General features: G+C 52.4%; 13 protein-coding genes. 7 read left to right on the top strand and 6 right to left on the bottom strand.

All coding sequences use genetic code 11. The annotated features are described in order from the left end of the window. Positions 1–45 precede the first annotated feature (45 nt). The 3 genes from AAH450_RS02540 to AAH450_RS02530 form a co-directional block, all read right to left on the bottom strand. A complete protein-coding gene (locus AAH450_RS02540) occupies positions 46–930 on the bottom strand; it encodes a siderophore-interacting protein (RefSeq protein ID WP_342908768.1) in 885 nt (294 codons plus the stop codon). 129 nt (positions 931–1,059) lie between these two features. Beyond that, positions 1,060–2,289: an MFS transporter gene (locus AAH450_RS02535; RefSeq protein WP_342908767.1), complete on the bottom strand. Its 1,230-nt coding sequence runs from the start codon at positions 2,287–2,289 to the stop codon at positions 1,060–1,062. 43 nt (positions 2,290–2,332) lie between these two features. Beyond that, positions 2,333–3,763 carry an EmmdR/YeeO family multidrug/toxin efflux MATE transporter gene (locus AAH450_RS02530; RefSeq protein WP_342908766.1) on the bottom strand — a complete coding sequence of 477 codons (1,431 nt, stop codon included), beginning with the start codon at positions 3,761–3,763 and terminating at the stop codon, positions 2,333–2,335. 185 nt (positions 3,764–3,948) lie between these two features. On the opposite strand from AAH450_RS02530, the gene AAH450_RS02525 reads away from it, so the two are divergent. Further along, positions 3,949–5,022: a LacI family DNA-binding transcriptional regulator gene (locus AAH450_RS02525; protein WP_342908765.1), complete on the top strand. Its 1,074-nt coding sequence runs from the start codon at positions 3,949–3,951 to the stop codon at positions 5,020–5,022. A 49-nt stretch (positions 5,023–5,071) separates the two neighbouring features. Here the strand turns inward: AAH450_RS02525 and AAH450_RS02520 are convergent, their stop codons facing one another. After that, positions 5,072–5,392, bottom strand: coding sequence for a DUF496 family protein (locus AAH450_RS02520; protein ID WP_318791213.1), 321 nt, complete (start codon positions 5,390–5,392; stop codon positions 5,072–5,074). Between the two features lie 154 nt (positions 5,393–5,546). Continuing rightward, a complete protein-coding gene (locus AAH450_RS02515; RefSeq protein ID WP_342909552.1) occupies positions 5,547–6,605 on the bottom strand; it encodes an FUSC family protein in 1,059 nt (352 codons plus the stop codon). 221 nt (positions 6,606–6,826) lie between these two features. On the opposite strand from AAH450_RS02515, the gene AAH450_RS02510 reads away from it, so the two are divergent. From AAH450_RS02510 to AAH450_RS02500, 3 genes are read left to right on the top strand one after another with little or no spacing between them, the layout of a single operon-like run. Continuing rightward, the gene (locus AAH450_RS02510; RefSeq protein ID WP_342908764.1) at positions 6,827–7,582 is read left to right on the top strand and encodes a gluconate 2-dehydrogenase subunit 3 family protein; all 756 of its coding nucleotides are present in this window, start codon (positions 6,827–6,829) and stop codon (positions 7,580–7,582) included. A 1-nt stretch (position 7,583) separates the two neighbouring features. Then, on the top strand, positions 7,584–9,350 hold the full coding sequence (locus tag AAH450_RS02505; protein ID WP_342908763.1) for a GMC family oxidoreductase: 1,767 nt from the start codon (positions 7,584–7,586) through the stop codon (positions 9,348–9,350). Beyond that, positions 9,347–10,567, top strand: coding sequence for a c-type cytochrome (locus tag AAH450_RS02500; RefSeq protein ID WP_342908762.1), 1,221 nt, complete (start codon positions 9,347–9,349; stop codon positions 10,565–10,567). Before AAH450_RS02505 ends, AAH450_RS02500 begins: the two co-directional genes overlap by 4 nt. A gap of 46 nt (positions 10,568–10,613) precedes the next feature. Here the strand turns inward: AAH450_RS02500 and dacD are convergent, their stop codons facing one another. Further along, the gene (gene dacD, locus AAH450_RS02495; RefSeq protein WP_342908761.1) at positions 10,614–11,783 is read right to left on the bottom strand and encodes a serine-type D-Ala-D-Ala carboxypeptidase DacD; all 1,170 of its coding nucleotides are present in this window, start codon (positions 11,781–11,783) and stop codon (positions 10,614–10,616) included. 273 nt (positions 11,784–12,056) lie between these two features. Here dacD and AAH450_RS02490 point away from each other — a divergent pair, with 273 nt between their 5' ends. From AAH450_RS02490 to sbcB, 3 genes are all read left to right on the top strand, one after another. Beyond that, entirely contained in the window at positions 12,057–13,202 is a 1,146-nt protein-coding gene (locus AAH450_RS02490) for an acyltransferase family protein (RefSeq protein ID WP_342908760.1), read from the top strand. Positions 13,203–13,493: 291 nt separating this feature from the next. Continuing rightward, complete coding sequence (locus AAH450_RS02485) at positions 13,494–14,522, top strand: acyltransferase (protein ID WP_342908759.1); 1,029 nt, start codon at positions 13,494–13,496, stop codon at positions 14,520–14,522. A gap of 236 nt (positions 14,523–14,758) precedes the next feature. Then, the gene (gene sbcB / locus AAH450_RS02480; RefSeq protein WP_342908758.1) at positions 14,759–16,186 is read left to right on the top strand and encodes an exodeoxyribonuclease I; all 1,428 of its coding nucleotides are present in this window, start codon (positions 14,759–14,761) and stop codon (positions 16,184–16,186) included. The last annotated feature ends 79 nt before the right edge of the window (positions 16,187–16,265 follow it).

The following is a 16,265-nucleotide window of genomic DNA, read 5'->3' as shown; positions in this document are numbered from 1 at the left end:
TATAACGCCGCTAACTATCCTGCGGAAGAGATTCACTGTTGCTATTTATCGTCCCCGGCCCTGCGTCCAGTATGCCATAAAGTTTACCCCTTCACGGTCAAGGTGATAGTCATCAAGCAGACAACGCCGTAGCTTCTTTACCACGCCAGATTCAGCCGCAACCCAGACGTTAAAGGCGTGCTTCCCTTCTGCCCGCTCCCAGAGACTATCCTCAGACAAGCTTTTCTCTTCAGGGGATTGCTCCGTCACGCAGGCGAAAGCTGGAATAGAGAGGTGTTCATGCAGCGCTGCCAGCAACCGCTCACCGTGAGCGGCATGACCTTCCCGGCTCAGCCAGTGTACCTCAGCGAACGGGAAATTGACCTGTTGGGCATCAGCCTGCAACGGGACTTCGAAAAAGGCTTGCACCTGTGGCGGGCTGGCAAGGGTTGCCAGCTGTTCAAGAATGCCAACGGCAGCAGGCACGGCCGTTTCATCAGCTATCAGCAGCGCTTGCTGAATGCCCTCATGCCAGTGCCATTCATAGCCGCCGCTCTCTTCAGACGAGGCGCCATTAGGGGCAACAACCTGCATTTTCGCACCGGGAGCGGCATGCATCGCCCAGCGGGAGGCTGGCCCGGTTTCACCGTGCAGGACAAACTCAACGTCCATCTCTTTTTCTTCGCGGCGCAGCGCCCGTAAAGTATAAGTCCGCATCACCGGGCGCTCTGCCTTAGGTAACGCCAGATAGTCCTGATACCAGCCGTCGCTGACCGGCATCGTTACCCTTTCGCCCGCTTCATTGGGAAACAGTAGCTTAATGCGCTGGTCTGGCGCCTCAAGCTTCATATCAGCCACATCCTCGCCGCTGAATACGCAACGCAACAGTGAAGGCGTCACCTGAACACGCCGCTTCAGCGTGAGATCAAAAATCCGATAGCCTGCGGCCATGATTGCTGCTCCTGTAGGGAGGGATGCCGCTGATATGCCTGGCGCGACAACTTTCGTTAGCGCAATATAACGATAATCATTCTCAGTTGAAAGATGAAAATGCCCTGCCCTGTTTTCCCCGGCACGGATTCAGTCGTTATGCAGCCGCTGTCTGCGGCGTAATCCAGGGAACCAGACCATCCAAAGCCCAACTACAATAAGCGTGCCAATACCGCCTACGGCTGCGGCTGGCGCTGCACCCAGCCACGCCGCCAGCATGCCGGACTCAAACTCGCCAAGCTGATTAGAGGTATTGATAAAGATGGAGTTCACGGCGCTGACCCGCCCTCGCATCTCGTCTGGCGTGTCGAGCTGTACCAGCGACCCGCGAATAACCACGCTGACCATATCAAATCCCCCCAGCGCAAACAGCGCCAGAACAGAGAGCCACAGCTCCTTCGAGAAGGCAAAAATCAGCGTGGCAACGCCAAAACCCGCCACCGCGCCAAACATGGTCATGCCAACATGACGTTCAAGGGTGCGGCTGCTTAACCAGAACCCCACCAGCAGGCCACCTACCGCTGGCGCTCCCCGCAGCAAGCCCAGCCCCCAGGGGCCGGTATGCAGAATATCTTTGGCAAAGATCGGCAGCAGCGCGGTGGCCCCGCCCAGCAATACGGCAAACAGATCCAGGGAGATAACGCCCAGGACGTCGGGGCGATTACGGATAAAACGTACTCCGGCAAACACGCTGGCGAACGTTGCTGGCGTGCGCTTCGGCGGCGTATGCTCGTAACGCAACCGGCTGACCATAACGATTGAGACGATGTAAAGCAGGCCGGTGGTGAGGTAGACCACGCCAGGCCCTGCCACATAGAGAAAACCGCCCAGCGCGGGACCAAGCATGGAAGCGGTCTGCATTGATGCGCCGTTGGCCGCCGTGGCGCGGGCGAGCATGGCGGGCGGCACCAGTGCAGGCAGCATTGACTGCAATGAAGGCGCCTCCAGCGTGCGGGCGACAGAGATAATAAAAATCAGCGCGAGGATGATCACCTCGTCCGTTCGCTGGGCCAGCGTCAGCCCTGCCAGCACGGCAATGGCTACCCACTCCGTAATCTGGCCCAGCAGCACCACACGACGGCGGTCAAACTGGTCGGCAACATGCCCCGCTGGCAGCGCGAGCAGCACGGCAGGCAGAAACTGCACCAGACCAATCAGCCCCAAATCCCAGGCCCGACCGGTAAGAGAATAGATCTGCCAGCCCACCGCGATGGAGAGCATCTGAAAACCAAAGCTGGAGGTGGTTCGCGCCAGCCAGAAAGCAACAAACGAGCGGTGTTGAAACAGGGAATCCGCCCTGGCGGGTGCAGATGAACGCATAGCTATTCCTGGAGATCTTGTTATTTTCAGAGCGGGCCAGTGGTCAGGCTGAGGCTGCGGGCTTCCGGTATTTCCACAGCCAGCGACCGCTGTTCAGACGCCGCCAGAAGAAAATACCGCGCACTATCCAGTCCAGGAACATCCCCAGCCAGATCCCTACCACGCCAAAGCCCAGCAGGACGCCAAGGGTGTAACCGGCAACGATGCGGCATCCCCACATGCCCAGCAGCGAGACCCACATGGTAAACCTAGCATCACGTGCGCCTTTCAGCCCGGCGGGCAGAACCCAGGAGGCGGCCCAGAAAGGCATAAACGCAGCATTGAGCCACACCAGCACCTTCACCACCTCGATTACGTCATCCTCTTTGGTGTAAAACGAGGCCAGTATCCCGGCAAACGGCACCGTCAGCGCCGCCAGGGCGCACAGCCCCAGGGTAGAGAGCCAGAAGATATGCCTCAGCTGGCGCTCAGGCTGTAGCAGCTGCCCTTTGCCCAGCCGCGTTCCTACGATGATGGTTGAGGCCGATCCCAGGGAGTTGCCAGGGAGGTTAATCATTGAGGCGATGGAGAAAGCGATAAAATTACCGGCGATAACATCGGTGCCCATCCCGGCGACAAAGACCTGCGTCAGAAGTTTGCCGCCATTGAACAGCACGGATTCGATACTCGCCGGAATACCAATGCCCAGCACTTCCATCAAAATATTAGTGTTCAGGCGGGTGAAGTAGCTTTTCAGCGTAATTTTCAGGCGAGGATTGAAGCCGATCATCAGCACATAAATCACCGCAACGGCCCCGATATAGCGGGCAATAGTCAACCCGATGGCTGCGCCGTCAAACCCCAATCCTTTCCAGCCAAAGCAGCCATAGATCAGAGCGGTACTGAACACGATATTGAGGATATTCATTCCGCCGTTGATCAACATCGGAATTTTAGTATTGCCCGCGCCGCGTAACGCGCCGCAGCCAATCAACGCAATGGCAGCTGCCGGGTAGCTCCAGGCGGTGATATTCAGATAGCGCAGCGCGAGATCTTTAACCATTGGCTCTGCACTGCCGGCAATAATATCAATAATCTGCTCGCCAAAGAATTCAATCAGTAACGCCAGCAAAACCGAAAAGAGCGTCATCAGCACCAACGATTGCCTGGCGGCAGATTCAGCCCTTTCGCGATTAAGCTTGCCGAGGCTGAAGGCCACCACCACCGTGGTACCAAGATCGATGGCGGCAAAGAAGGAGATAATGACCATATTGAAGCTGTCGGCCAGCCCTACGCCCGCCATCGCCTCTTTGCCCAGCCAGCTCACCAGGAAGGTGCTGAGCACCCCCATCAGCAGCACACAAAGATTCTCGAAGAAGATCGGCACGGCCAGCGGGGTAATCTCGCGCCAGAATAAAACCCGGTAAGAATGTCGTTTGGGATACCACGCTGAATGCTTGATCGCCTGCAGCAGAGAGACTCTGAAGTTTTGCAAGATAGTTCCAGCCAGAAAGAGGTAAGTAGGCCTGATTGATGATGGTAAAAGGTTGACTAATATGCAAAGTCTTTTTCCGTGTGTCACACAAAAAGGCGGTGACTTTCCTCTTCACAGCAAAGAAGTTTCCGCAGCGCTGGCGCTTTTGTTGCTAAACTGCGGCGAGCATTTTTAGGGAGAAAGCCATGAAACCGCGATCTGTAACGCTGGAAGATGTCGCCACCGCCGCTGGCGTCTCTTATCAAACCGTTTCCCGCGTTCTTAACCATTCCGTGCAGGTTGCGGAGAAAACGCGCAGCAAAGTGGAAGCGGCGATGGTGGCGCTGAATTATGTGCCTAATCGTGTGGCGCAACAGCTGGCGGGTAAATCCTCCCGCACGCTGGGCCTGGCCACCAGCGATCTCGCACTGCTTGCCCCCGCTCAGATAGCTTCTGCTATTCAGCATCGCGCTACCTCGCTGGGCTACCGTCTGGTGATTGCGATGGCGGGCAGCAACGGCGTAGAAAATGCTGTGCAGGAGTTACTGGCGCAGCGGGTAGATGCGCTGCTGATCAATCTGCCGCTGACCAGCAGCAGCGCCAGCAGAATTGCAGCCCAGGCGGCTCCCCTGCCCACGCTTTTTCTCGATGTCGCTGAAGAGGCCAGGGTGGCAGCCTGTCAGTTCAGCGCGGAAGCGGGCGCACGGCAGGCGGCAGAACATCTGCTGTCGCTGGGGCATCGCGACATTGCCTTACTGAACGGGCCGCAGGAGTCGGTGGCCGCGGCGGCGCGTCATCAGACCTGGCTCAGGGTGCTGGGCGAACATCAGCTGACGCCGCACAGTGAAGTCTGTGGCGACTGGAGTGCAGGCTCCGGCTACCGGGCAATGCTCTCTCTTGCCGATCGCACGTTACCCACGGCGGTGCTGGTGGCGAATGACCAGATGGCTTTAGGGGTGTTGCGGGCGCTGCATCGGGCAGGATTGCGTGTACCTGACGATATCTCGGTGGTGGGCTATGACGACACGGCAGAAAGTGCCTGGTATGAGCCGCCGCTGACCACCATCAGGCAGGATATGACGTTGCTGGGCGAACGCAGCGTTAGCTGGTTGGTTCAGGCTTTGAGTCAGCAGGAAAGCTTACCGGCTATGCCACTCTTTACCCCTGAACTGGTGGTAAGGGAAACGACTGCCGCACCGGTTGGCGGGGCCGGGCAAAGCGCCAGGGTCAGCCGCTCACTGAAAGAGTTGCGTAGCCTGGCGGAAATCGGACAAAAATAAAGGGCGACCGACGATCGCCCTTTGGGAATGCTTAACGCTTCAGCCAGAGTTACTGAGGTTTTGGCTCGCCCATTGATTTCAGTTTTTTAGACAGTTCACGGCGTTCTTTCGAAAGATCGGCATTTTTGATGATGTAGTCATCAACACGATCTTCATAGTCGCTGCGCATGCTGCCGATAATTTCCTGAATGGCTTCGACGCTCATGCCCGGCTTGATATATTCGCTAAGGTTATCGAGCAGCAGGACACGCTTCTGGTTATCACGAATTTTCTTTTCGTTGTCGTGAATTTCGCGTTGCAGCTTGTTTTTACGACGGAACATACGAACGAACTCCAGTACGTTCTGAAATGATTGCTTAGCATTTTCCATGAAGACACCTTTCATTAAGGCCTGTTCGCACAGGCGTTATTATCGTAGCGCTCAGCTTAGCGGCTCACCGCAGCTGAAAGCAATTTTGAAATTGTAGAGTCGGGCCTATCTTAGCGCGAACCACTGTTTCCCGCAGTAAGTTGTTGCAAATCGCTTATTTACGCAGTACCAGCCGCATTAAATCGGACAATCTTTCCAGCTGCTTTGCCATCTCCAGGCTCAGCCAGACGTAGCCGTGGATAGCCGTTTCCACCCGCTCATCGCTACCAGATTCTTTGATTAACTGCCGAAGCTCACGGCTGATTTCGGCCAGCTCGCCGCTGTTGGCGGCAATTTTTTCCGTGTTGCCCTCGACGATAGCTTTAGAGAGCTTGCGCAGCGTCATTTCCGTCATCTGCTGGGTACGCCGCAGCGCAGGTGCGTTAAGCATAATCAGGTGGCTTTCTCTGGAATTCCACCAGGCATTAAGCTGCAACTCAAGCGTACAGACCATGTTGCGGTTCAGCGTCTGAATACCTTCAAACACCGAGCGGGGAATTTTGGTTTCTTTGCTGGCAGGCTCAATCAGCGCACGCATTTTCACCACGCCGGTTAACAGCCGCTGTAATGGCCGCGTCAGGCGAGGTTTTTCCACCAGATTAGGGGAAAAGCCTGCGTGGTAAATTTTGGCAGTTTCCAGTAGCGAATCTGACAGTTTAATACGCCAGTGCGTATAGGCTTTTTGCGGATAGATGCTGGTAAACAGCAAAGCGAGAAGCGAGCCAAAAATCACGTCTCCGCCCCGCCACAGCGCCGTCACCATATCACCCGGCGCCGCGCCGCAGATCACTGCAAGCGTAATACCGATCAGCAGCGCCATATAGGGATGTTTCCCCAGTGTCAGGAACCCGCACAGGAACATCACTATCATGCACCAGCCCAGCATAACGGGAAAAGAGATCAGCTCCAGCTTAAGGGCTATCAGCCCCGAGACCGAGCCAAAGATGGTGCCGCCAATGCGCTGTACCGCGCGTGGAAAAACGTTTCCCCAGGAGGAAACCGGCCCCATTACCACGACCAGCGTAATCAGTGGCCAGGTGCCCTCCGGGATTTCCAGCAGGCGCACAAGCAGAAACGTCAGGACAAAAGCCAGCGCGATACGGATGCCATGCACCGTACGGTAATTACGGTAGAGGGTAAATTCGAAGGCCGATAACGGCTTGTCCGGGCGCAAATCACTCTCCTGAAGATGCCTGTTGAGCCTGGCATAATACCCGATCAAAAAAAGCACCGTCATTGATTCTGCACTATTTTTAGTGAGTGAATTCCTTACGAATTTTATGGAATAACACTTATTAACAAAACAACAACACCTGCTATACATAATATTGTCGTCTTACTCATAATTTTACAATTTTCTGAGTTAACTTTACATACTGGACAACAGGAAGCTTAATGCGCAAACCAACCCCCACCCTGCCAGGCGTCACCCGGCGGCAGGTACTGACCTGGTCGACCGGGGCGATTGCGGCTACTGCCACTGGCGTAGCTAAAGCCGTCACTCTGACCGGTGCCCCCGGATGGACACCCTTTTCCGATAATCCTCCCGAGACATTTGAAGGCCAGGATCTGCTGTTTTTCACCAGAGAAGAAGCGGCAACCATAGACGCCATCGTTGACCGTTTGATCCCCGCTGATGAGCTGAGCATGGGCGGTAAAGATGCGGGCTGTACGGTGTTTATTGACCGCCAGCTGCACGGCTTTTATGGCACTTATGAGCGGTTATATATGGAAGGCCCTTTCGACAAAGGCTCCCCTGAACAGGGCGACCAGTCGCCGCTAGTGCCGAGAGAGCGCTATCGCACCGGTATTGCAGCACTGAATAAATATACCCAGTCAGCCCATCAGAAAGCCTTTAAGGATCTCAAGGCTGACCAGCAGGATGAGATCCTGCACGGGCTGGAACAGGGCAAAATTGCTTTTGAAGGTTACGACAGCGCCGCTTTCTTCGCCCAGGTGTTGATCAACGCCATGGAAGGCTTCTTTGCAGATCCGGTTTATGGCGGTAATAAGGGAATGGTTTCCTGGAAGATGCTTGGCTTCCCCGGTGCCCGTTACGACTATCGCGATGAGATCCTCCTCCACAATCAGGATTTGAAGCTGCAACCCGTGAGCATTGCTGACCTGTCACCACAGAAAAAAGGATCCTGACATGGCGAAGAAACTTCCCAAGACCGACGTGGTGGTAATTGGACTCGGCTGGGCCGGCGCCATTATTGCTAATGAACTGGCGGATGAAGGGCTGAATGTTATCGGCATAGAACGTGGCCCGTGGCGTGACACGGCTCGCGACTTCAATGTGGCTACTGTCACCGATGAACTGCGTTACGTTCAGCGTCAGGAGTTAATGCTCCGCACCCGTCAGAACACCTGTACCATGCGCAATAACCCTTCTCAGACAGCCTTGCCCATGCGTAGCTGGGGTTCTTTTCACCCCGGTAACGGCACGGGCGGCGCGGGAAATCACTGGGCGGGCATCACTTTCCGTTTCCAGCCTGAGGAGTTTCGCCTGCGCAGCCATCTGAGCGAACGCTATGGCGCAAATGCCATCTCTTCTGATCTGTCGCTCCAGGACTGGGGCATGGAGTGGAATGAGATCGAACAGCACTACATGCAATTTGAACGCGTTGCCGGAACCTCTGGCAAAGCGGGGGTGCTGAACGGGGTGAAGCAGGAAGGCGGCAACCATTTTGAAGGTTCCCGTTCTGGCGAATACCCTACGCCGCCGCTTAAACAACCTTACGGGCCGACGCTGTTTGCCGAAGCAGCCCGCAACATGGGTTACAACCCCTTTGCGGTTCCCTCTTCGCTGGTCTCTGAGGCTTACACCAACCCCTACGGCGTGACAATGGGTCCCTGCACCTTCTGTGGCTTCTGCACCAACTATGGTTGTGCTAACTACTCGAAAGCCAGCGCCATCACCACCATCCTGCCAGCCCTGATGCGCAAGCCGAATTTCACCGCACAGACCAGTTGCGAAGTATTGCAGGTGCTGACTGATTCAACCGGCAAAAAAGCGACCGGCGTAACCTATATAGACTCCAGCGGCGATGAATGGGAACAACCTGCCGATCTGGTGATCGTGGCGGCTTATACCTTTGAGAACGTGCGCCTGATGCTGCTCTCCAATATTGGTAAAGCTTACGATCCGGTCACCAACACCGGCACCACCGGCCGCAATTACGCTTATCAGACCGCCAACGGCGTGACGCTCTTCTTTGATGACAAGAATTTCAATCCGTTTATCGGTGCGGGCGCAGTAGGCATGGGCATTGATGACTTTAACAACGACAACTTTGACCACAGCGGGCTTGGCTTCTTTGGCGGTGGCAGCATCCGCGTGACGCCTATCGGTGCCGCGCCCATTAACAGCCGTCCTGTTCCACCAGGCACGCCGAAATGGGGTTCAGAGTGGAAAAAGGCCACGGTGAAGAATTACCTCAGCACCATGACCATCGGCTGCGAGGCCAGCAGCTATACGCAGCGCACAAATTATCTGTCGCTGGATCCTAATTACAAAGATCCGCATGGCAGGCCCTTGCTGCGCATCACCTTCGACTTCCCGGAAAATGATCTGCGCATGGCGCAGTACTGTACCGGTAAAGTGGCGGAGATTGCGAAAACCATGAACCCACGGCAGATCGTCTCCAAACCCACCAGCGGCCACTGGAACAGCGTGCCGTATCAATCCTCCCACGTCTGTGGCGGATTTGTTATGGGTGCCGATCCGTCGAACAGCTCGGTTAACAAGCATCTTCAGGTTTGGGATGTACCTAACCTGTTTGTGGTTGGCGCCTCTGCCTTCCCACAGAACCCCGGTTATAACCCAACCGGCACCGTTGGCGCGCTGGCGTTCAAAGCGGCCCATGACATTCGTCAGCACTATCTGAAACGCCCAGGGGAGATGATCACCGCATGAAAAAGCGCACGCTTTTCGCACTCGCTGCGATCTCTCTTTCGACCCTGAGCGTTGCCCAGGCTCAGCCGGAATACGATCAGATTGAACGGGGCCGTTACATCGCCACGCTCGGTGACTGTACCGCCTGCCATACGGCGGATCCCGGCAAGCCATTTGCCGGTGGTGTTCGTCTCAACACCCCGTTTGGCGCGCTGGTGGGGGCGAATATTACCCCCGACCGCGAGACGGGGATCGGTGACTGGAGTTTTGATGACTTCCAGCGGGCAATGTCTGAAGGGGTGGGTCACGGTGGCAAACGGCTTTATGGCGCGATGCCTTTTACCGCCTATACCAAAGTCTCCCGTAAGGACAATGCCGATCTGTGGGCCTGGCTGCAAAGCCTTCAGCCCATCCATCAGGAAGTAGAGTCAAACCTGCTGCCCTTCCCTTTCAACGTTCGCACCAGCCTGATTGTCTGGAACTGGATGAACTTTGATAAGGGCGAGTTCAGGCCCGATATGAGCAAGTCTGCTGAATGGAACCGTGGTGCTTATCTGGTACAGGGCCTGGGCCATTGCGGTACCTGCCATACGCCTAAAAATATACTGGGCGGCGATAAATCGAGCCAGTTTTTAGGCGGTGCAGTTATTGAAGGCTGGTGGGCACCTAATCTGACCAGCGATGAACATACGGGGCTGGGCAAATGGACGCAGGAAGATATTGTCAGCTATCTGCGCACCGGCGTTAACCGTTATGACATCGCTTCCGGACCGATGGCTGACGCGGTGAAAAACTCTACGCAGCACTGGCGGGATGAAGATCTCAAGGCGGTAGCGACTTACCTGAAGTCAACGCCAAAACAGGGTGGGGATAAACCTGCCCCGCTGGCGGCTGATGACAGCAGGATGAAAACTGGCGCAACGATTTATGAAGCCAAGTGTTCAGCCTGTCATGCGCCTGAAGGCCAGGGCGGTAAAAATATCTTCCCTCAGCTGGCGAATAATCCGCTGGTGAACGCGCCGAATGCCACCTCACTGATCCATGTGGTGGTTGCAGGCAGCCGGGGCGTGGATACGGATACCCGACCGACGGCACCAGCCATGCCTTCTTTCGATGGCACCTTGAGTGATGAGGATATGGCAGACGTCATTACCTTCGTTCGCAACAGCTGGGGCAACGCCGCGCCTGCGGTGAGTGCCAGTGAAGTTAACGATCTGAAGAAAGAGCTACGTAAGTAGTCAGTGGAAGAAAGGGGCGGCGCAGGTTACAGCCGCCCTTTTTTTATCAGAACTTCTGCTTCAGGTAGTCTTGAATGCGGGTCAGCATCCCCGCCTCTTTGATTTCCTGTAACGTCACCAACGGATATGAGGCGAGCTGTTTGTCGCCATCCACCAGCTGGATTGATCCTACCTGCTCGTGCGCCTGCAACGGCGCTGTCAGATTTTTACGTTCGATAACGTATTTCGCTTTGATTTTCTTTACTTCATCACGAGGAAGCGAGAGGTAAACGTCTTTGTCGCTGCCCACGGAAACCTGATGCGGGTTGCCGTACCAGACCGTTTCATGGCCAATCTCTTTACCGGCATGGAACAGCTGAACGGTATCAAAATTGTTCTGCCCCCAGATAAGCAGCTTGCGCGCCTGCTCTTCACGTCCTTTAGGGCTTTTGCCGCCCATCACGACCGCGATCAGACGACGCTGCCCGTCCACGCTGGAGGCGATAATGTTGAACCCTGCGCTTTCCGTATGGCCGGTCTTCAGTCCATCCACATGCAGCGTTTTATCCCATAACAAACCGTTACGATTCTGCTGGGTAATACCGTTCCAGGTCAGGGATTTCTCACTGTACATCTGATAAAAATCTGGCTCGCCAGAGATGATGGCGCGGGAGAGCTTCGCCAGATCGGCGGCTGTTGTGTACTGCCCTGGCGCATCCAGGCCGTGAACCGTTTCAAAATGGGTATTGGTCAGGCCCAGTTTCTGCACGTACTGGTTCATCTGACCGACAAAAGCAGACTGGCTGCCAGCGACATAATCCGCCAGCGCCACGCAGGCGTCGTTGCCGGAGTCGATAATGACGCCACGGCTCAGATCCCTGACTGATACTTTCTCGCCTGGCTTAAGGAACATCAGCGAAGATCCCTTAAATACTGGATTCCCTGCGGCCCAGGCGTCCTTGCCTACCGTCACCATGTCATCGCGCGTGATACGCTTTGCATCAATAGCGCGGTCAACCACATAGCCGGTCATCAGCTTGGTCAGGCTGGCCGGGTTACGACGCTCATCGGCGTTGCCCTGAGTCAAAACCTGGCCGGTAGTGGCATCCATCAATACCCAGGAGGCCGCATCTATGGCCGGTGCCGTCATGGGGAAAGAGAGAGGATCCTCATCGGCCTGGGCCACAAAGGCAAAAGCCAACAATACACTACAACTTACGAGCTGACGCTTCTTCAACGGAACACCCTCAAAATAATCTGCTGTGAAAAAAAACCTGCCTGTTGTACGGGATTGCACAGAAGATTGTGTTAATAAATTGCAAGAAAATATTAATTTTCAGCTGATTACCCGGACATTTTTGCCTGTTTTTACGCCGGAACAGCGGCAGCACAAAGAATAAAACCCAGGGAAATTCCTATAAATTTGAGTTTAGGAGCGCGAGCGCTTGCTTGTACTGACCTGTCCTTTACGCTTGGCTGACGAAAATTTACATATAAGCGAGGTTTTACTATGTCAGCTACCAGAGGCTGGTCTACTGAGTTGGAAGGACTGAGGGGCATTGCGTCACTTTGGGTGCTGGTCGGTCATATCAGCTTGCTGGTTCATTGCCATATCACGCTGATTTCATCGCCGGGGATAGGCGTCGATCTTTTTATCCTGCTTTCTGGCTATCTGATGGCGAAGAATTATGTCGAACGGCAACACAAGGAGCCGTGGCAGAGCGCCAGTACTATTAAGAAGTTCTGGACTCGTCGCTTTTTCCGCATCGCCCCGCTCTATTATCTGCTGCTGATTATTGCGCTGATTTACGGGCCGTGGTTTGGCGAAATGCGCGATACGATTTCGCATTTCTACACAGGCACGGCGACAGAATCTTCCCGTTATTCCGATCAGTCTCTGGCAAATATCTTTACGCACTTCAGCTTCCTGTTTGGCGTTCTGCCTGCCTATGGTTTTAATACCGTGCTGCCGGACTGGAGCATTGGGCTGGAGATGCAGTTCTATCTGCTTTTCCCGTTCATTATGCTGGTGACAATGCGCTTTGGCTTTGCCACTTCGCTGATTGGCTTTATGGTGCTGTGCTGCGTTGGGCGTTATGTGCTGGCAGAGTATTACGAGGCGTTTGAGATGCCCTCTATGATCCTGATTAAGCTTAATATGTTCCTGTCCGGCATGTTGCTGGCTGAGGCGGTGCGTCGTAAATCGGTGCTCTATATAGCCTTTGCTCTGCTTGGCCCGGTAGCCAGTGTGGTGATTGGCCTTGAAGCGATCCCGCTACAGATAGCGATGGAAGTACTGATGATTGTCGGCATGGCAGCCATTCTGTGGCAATACGCGGAAGGGAGCCTGATGGCGCGGCTGATTGCCCTGCCCCGCAAGTTACTTAACAATCGCGTGAGCACCTGGCTGGGTGACGTCTCATTTTCAGTCTATCTGCTGCACCTGTTGATTGTGATCCCGGTGATTGCGCTGCTGCTGACGCATACCAACCTTGAAAACAAGAGTGACCTTATGCGCTTCGCTTTGGTATCGGTGATCTGCCTGCCGGTAACCTATGCGCTCGCTTCGCTCCTGTACCGGTTTGTTGAAAAGCCGGGGATTTTGATCGGGAAGAAGGTTCTGGGTCAGCGTGGTGCTGCGAGAGTGGCGGGATAGTTTTTATAAGGGTGGGGCTTCCCACCCTTTTCCAGTTTTTTTTCAGCGAATGTTAAAACATCGTCAGATCTACCGTTCATTTCAGCCGCTCTCACCGATCATAAATGACTCGTTGAAAAACAAAGATAATAAATAAAACAAAAAACATTTCTTTACATGCACTTATCAATAAATTAACTTAAATTCATCTTTTCTATAACATGGATATTCCATTTTTTTTGCTGTAAACACCAATTTTCAGATGAATTATTTTTTATTAATTATTTCAATAAATAAGAGTGGATTTACTAAATGCTCAACAGAATAAATAATTATAATTTAATAGTCGAAAACAGATATGCATGGCTGGATTTAATGAAAGCATCCTCATGCCTGATGGTGATATTAATACATATTTCAGCTGGTTACATTAACACTCTCAACCCAAAGAATGCAGATTGGTTTTTATTTAATACAATTAATTCATTTAGCCGGAGCTGTGTACCTCTCTTTTTTATGGCGTCAGGATATCTGTTTATTAAATTAAAGGATATTAAAATAAAAAATTTCCTCAGATTGATATCATGCATCATATTTTATAACTTACTTTGCGCCCTTTATCTTTGTTTTTATAAAGATAAATCCTTTCTTGATATCATCAAAAAAAGCTACAGAGCACCGGCGATGTATCATCTTTGGTTCTTTTATTCTTTACTTTGTTGTTATTCATTTTTTATATTTTTTAGCTTCAAAAACAAAGCACCCGGTATCCTTAAAATAATAACAGGACTATTTTTATGCTTTTTTGTTTTTTGCTATTCTTTTGCTGTCCAGACGAAGGGGTACAGTAACTCACTCAATATAAATTATATTATAAATAGCGAGGGTGCGTTTTATATATTGTATACATTATTAGGGGCACAGCTTGGAGAAAGCGATCTGAAAAAAATAGGATTTAAAGTTCCTTTCTGTTTATTTATATTCTCCTCAACGCTGATTACACTTGGAACCTTTTACCTTTCAGTAAGGAGGGGCTATTTTGACAGCGCACTCTATAACTATAACACTTTCCTTGTATCCATTTCAGCGGTATTTTTATTCATTACCTTCAAAAATTATACGATTACCAATGCAAAGGTAAACAATGCATTAAGATTCATATCAAAATATTCATTGCCAATTTATGGAACTCATTTAATTTTTGTAGATTTTATTGAAAAAATAAATCTGTTACACTTTAAGCCATTAGATTTTATAATTAAGTTAATATTTGTTTTATCTCTTTCCATTATGGTTTCAATGGTTATTAAAAAAATGGATTATAAGAGCATCATTTCGTAATTTCCACTAAATTTATATGTCTCTAAGATTATAAAAAAGCAAGAAACCTGGTAAGTCTTAAAAAGAAAAGCCTGTTCTTTAATCAACCAACACAAGGCTATTTAAAAACAGTGATTTTTAATGAATGCTGCTAATGCTACAGCAGAGAGGACTTCATGACTTCCCTGATATGGTTTACCATAAAGGTAAGGTAGTTAGTGCTTATGAAGCCCTTATGAAATGGACAAACAATCATTGTGAAATCTGCTAAACCAAGCCCCACCTTCCTGTTCCACGACTACGAGACCTTCGGGAAAAGTCCGTCGCTGGACCGTCCTGCGCAATTTGCCGGGATCCGTACGGATATGGATTTCAACATCATTGGTGAGCCTGAGGTGTTCTACTGTCAGCCAGCGGATGATTACCTGCCACAGCCAGAGGCGGTGATGATCACCGGAATTACGCCCCAGCTGGCAAAGGCCAAAGGAATAAGTGAGGCGGATTTCACTAAACGTATTCACGCATTGTTCAGCGAACCGGGGACCTGCATTGTTGGCTATAACAACGTGCGGTTTGATGACGAAGTTACGCGCAACCTGCTCTATCGTAATTTTTACGATCCTTATGGCTGGAGCTGGCAGAACGGCAACAGCCGCTGGGATTTACTGGATGTGATGCGCGCCTGCTACGCGCTGCGTCCGGAAGGGATAGCGTGGCCAGAGAATGATGATGGATTTCCCAGCTTCCGGCTGGAGCATCTGACCAAAGCCAACGGCGTGGCGCATGAAAATGCCCATGACGCGATGTCTGACGTTTATGCCACCATTGCAATGGCAAAGCTGGTAAAAGAGAAGCAGCCACGGCTTTATGAGTTCCTGTTCAGCCATCGCAATAAAAATAAAATCACCACGCTGATTGATATTCCGCAAATGAAGCCGTTGGTGCATGTCTCTGGCATGTTTGGTGCTTTCCGTGGCAACACCAGCTGGATTGCGCCGCTGGCGTGGCATCCTGACAATAAAAATGCGCTGATCACCTGTGATTTAGCGGGCGATATCTCGCCTCTGCTGGAACTGGATGCCGATTCACTGCGCGAACGGCTTTATACCCGTCGTGAAGAGCTGGGCGATAACGCACCGGTTCCGGTCAAACTGATGCACATTAATAAATGCCCTGTGGTCGCGCCTGCGAATACGCTCCGCCCGGAAGATGCAGAGCGATTAGGGATCGATCGCCAGCGCTGCCTGGATAACCTCGCCCTGCTGCGTCAGCATCCTGAAGTGCGTGAAAAAGTGGTGGCGCTGTTTGCCGAAGCGGAACCTTTCAAAGCTTCTGATGACGTTGATGCGCAACTCTATGACGGTTTTTTTAGCGATGCCGATCGCAATGCAATGACCATAATCCAGCAGACGCAGCCGGAAAATCTGCCAGCGCTGGATCTGACCTTTAATGATGCCCGCATCGAAAAGCTGCTGTTCCGTTTCCGCGCCCGTAATTACCCCGGCACGCTGGATGAAGCGGAACAGAAACGTTGGCTACAGCATCGACGTGAAGCGCTTAATCCGGAGCGGGTCCAGAGTTATGTTCAGGAACTGGAGATGTTGTTTAACCAGTACGAAGGCGATCAGGCGAAGATGAGCCAGCTTAAGGCGCTGTTCGATTATGCGCGGGAATTAGTTTCCTGAAGGCCATGCAACATAAAAGAGTGTGGGTAAAGTTAGCCGTACGAAAGTCATAAGCCGCTTCAGTACGCCAGAAATTATG

The sequence above is a fragment of the Erwinia magellanica genome (assembly GCF_039023495.1).
In the GTDB taxonomy this organism is placed as follows: Bacteria; Pseudomonadota; Gammaproteobacteria; order Enterobacterales; family Enterobacteriaceae; genus Erwinia.
The sequence above is the reverse complement of the archived record's forward strand: the minus strand, read 5'-3'. Positions and strand labels throughout refer to the sequence as shown.

Coding starts and splice junctions, on each gene's coding strand:
- AAH450_RS02510 (WP_342908764.1), top strand. CDS start 6,827: ATGCGCAAACCAACCCCCACCCTGCCAGGCGTCACCCGGCGGCAGGTA.
- AAH450_RS02540 (WP_342908768.1), bottom strand. CDS start 930: ATGGCCGCAGGCTATCGGATTTTTGATCTCACGCTGAAGCGGCGTGTT.
- AAH450_RS02520 (WP_318791213.1), bottom strand. CDS start 5,392: ATGGAAAATGCTAAGCAATCATTTCAGAACGTACTGGAGTTCGTTCGT.
- AAH450_RS02500 (WP_342908762.1), top strand. CDS start 9,347: ATGAAAAAGCGCACGCTTTTCGCACTCGCTGCGATCTCTCTTTCGACC.
- AAH450_RS02525 (WP_342908765.1), top strand. CDS start 3,949: ATGAAACCGCGATCTGTAACGCTGGAAGATGTCGCCACCGCCGCTGGC.
- AAH450_RS02490 (WP_342908760.1), top strand. CDS start 12,057: ATGTCAGCTACCAGAGGCTGGTCTACTGAGTTGGAAGGACTGAGGGGC.
- AAH450_RS02505 (WP_342908763.1), top strand. CDS start 7,584: ATGGCGAAGAAACTTCCCAAGACCGACGTGGTGGTAATTGGACTCGGC.
- AAH450_RS02485 (WP_342908759.1), top strand. CDS start 13,494: ATGCTCAACAGAATAAATAATTATAATTTAATAGTCGAAAACAGATAT.
- AAH450_RS02535 (WP_342908767.1), bottom strand. CDS start 2,289: ATGCGTTCATCTGCACCCGCCAGGGCGGATTCCCTGTTTCAACACCGC.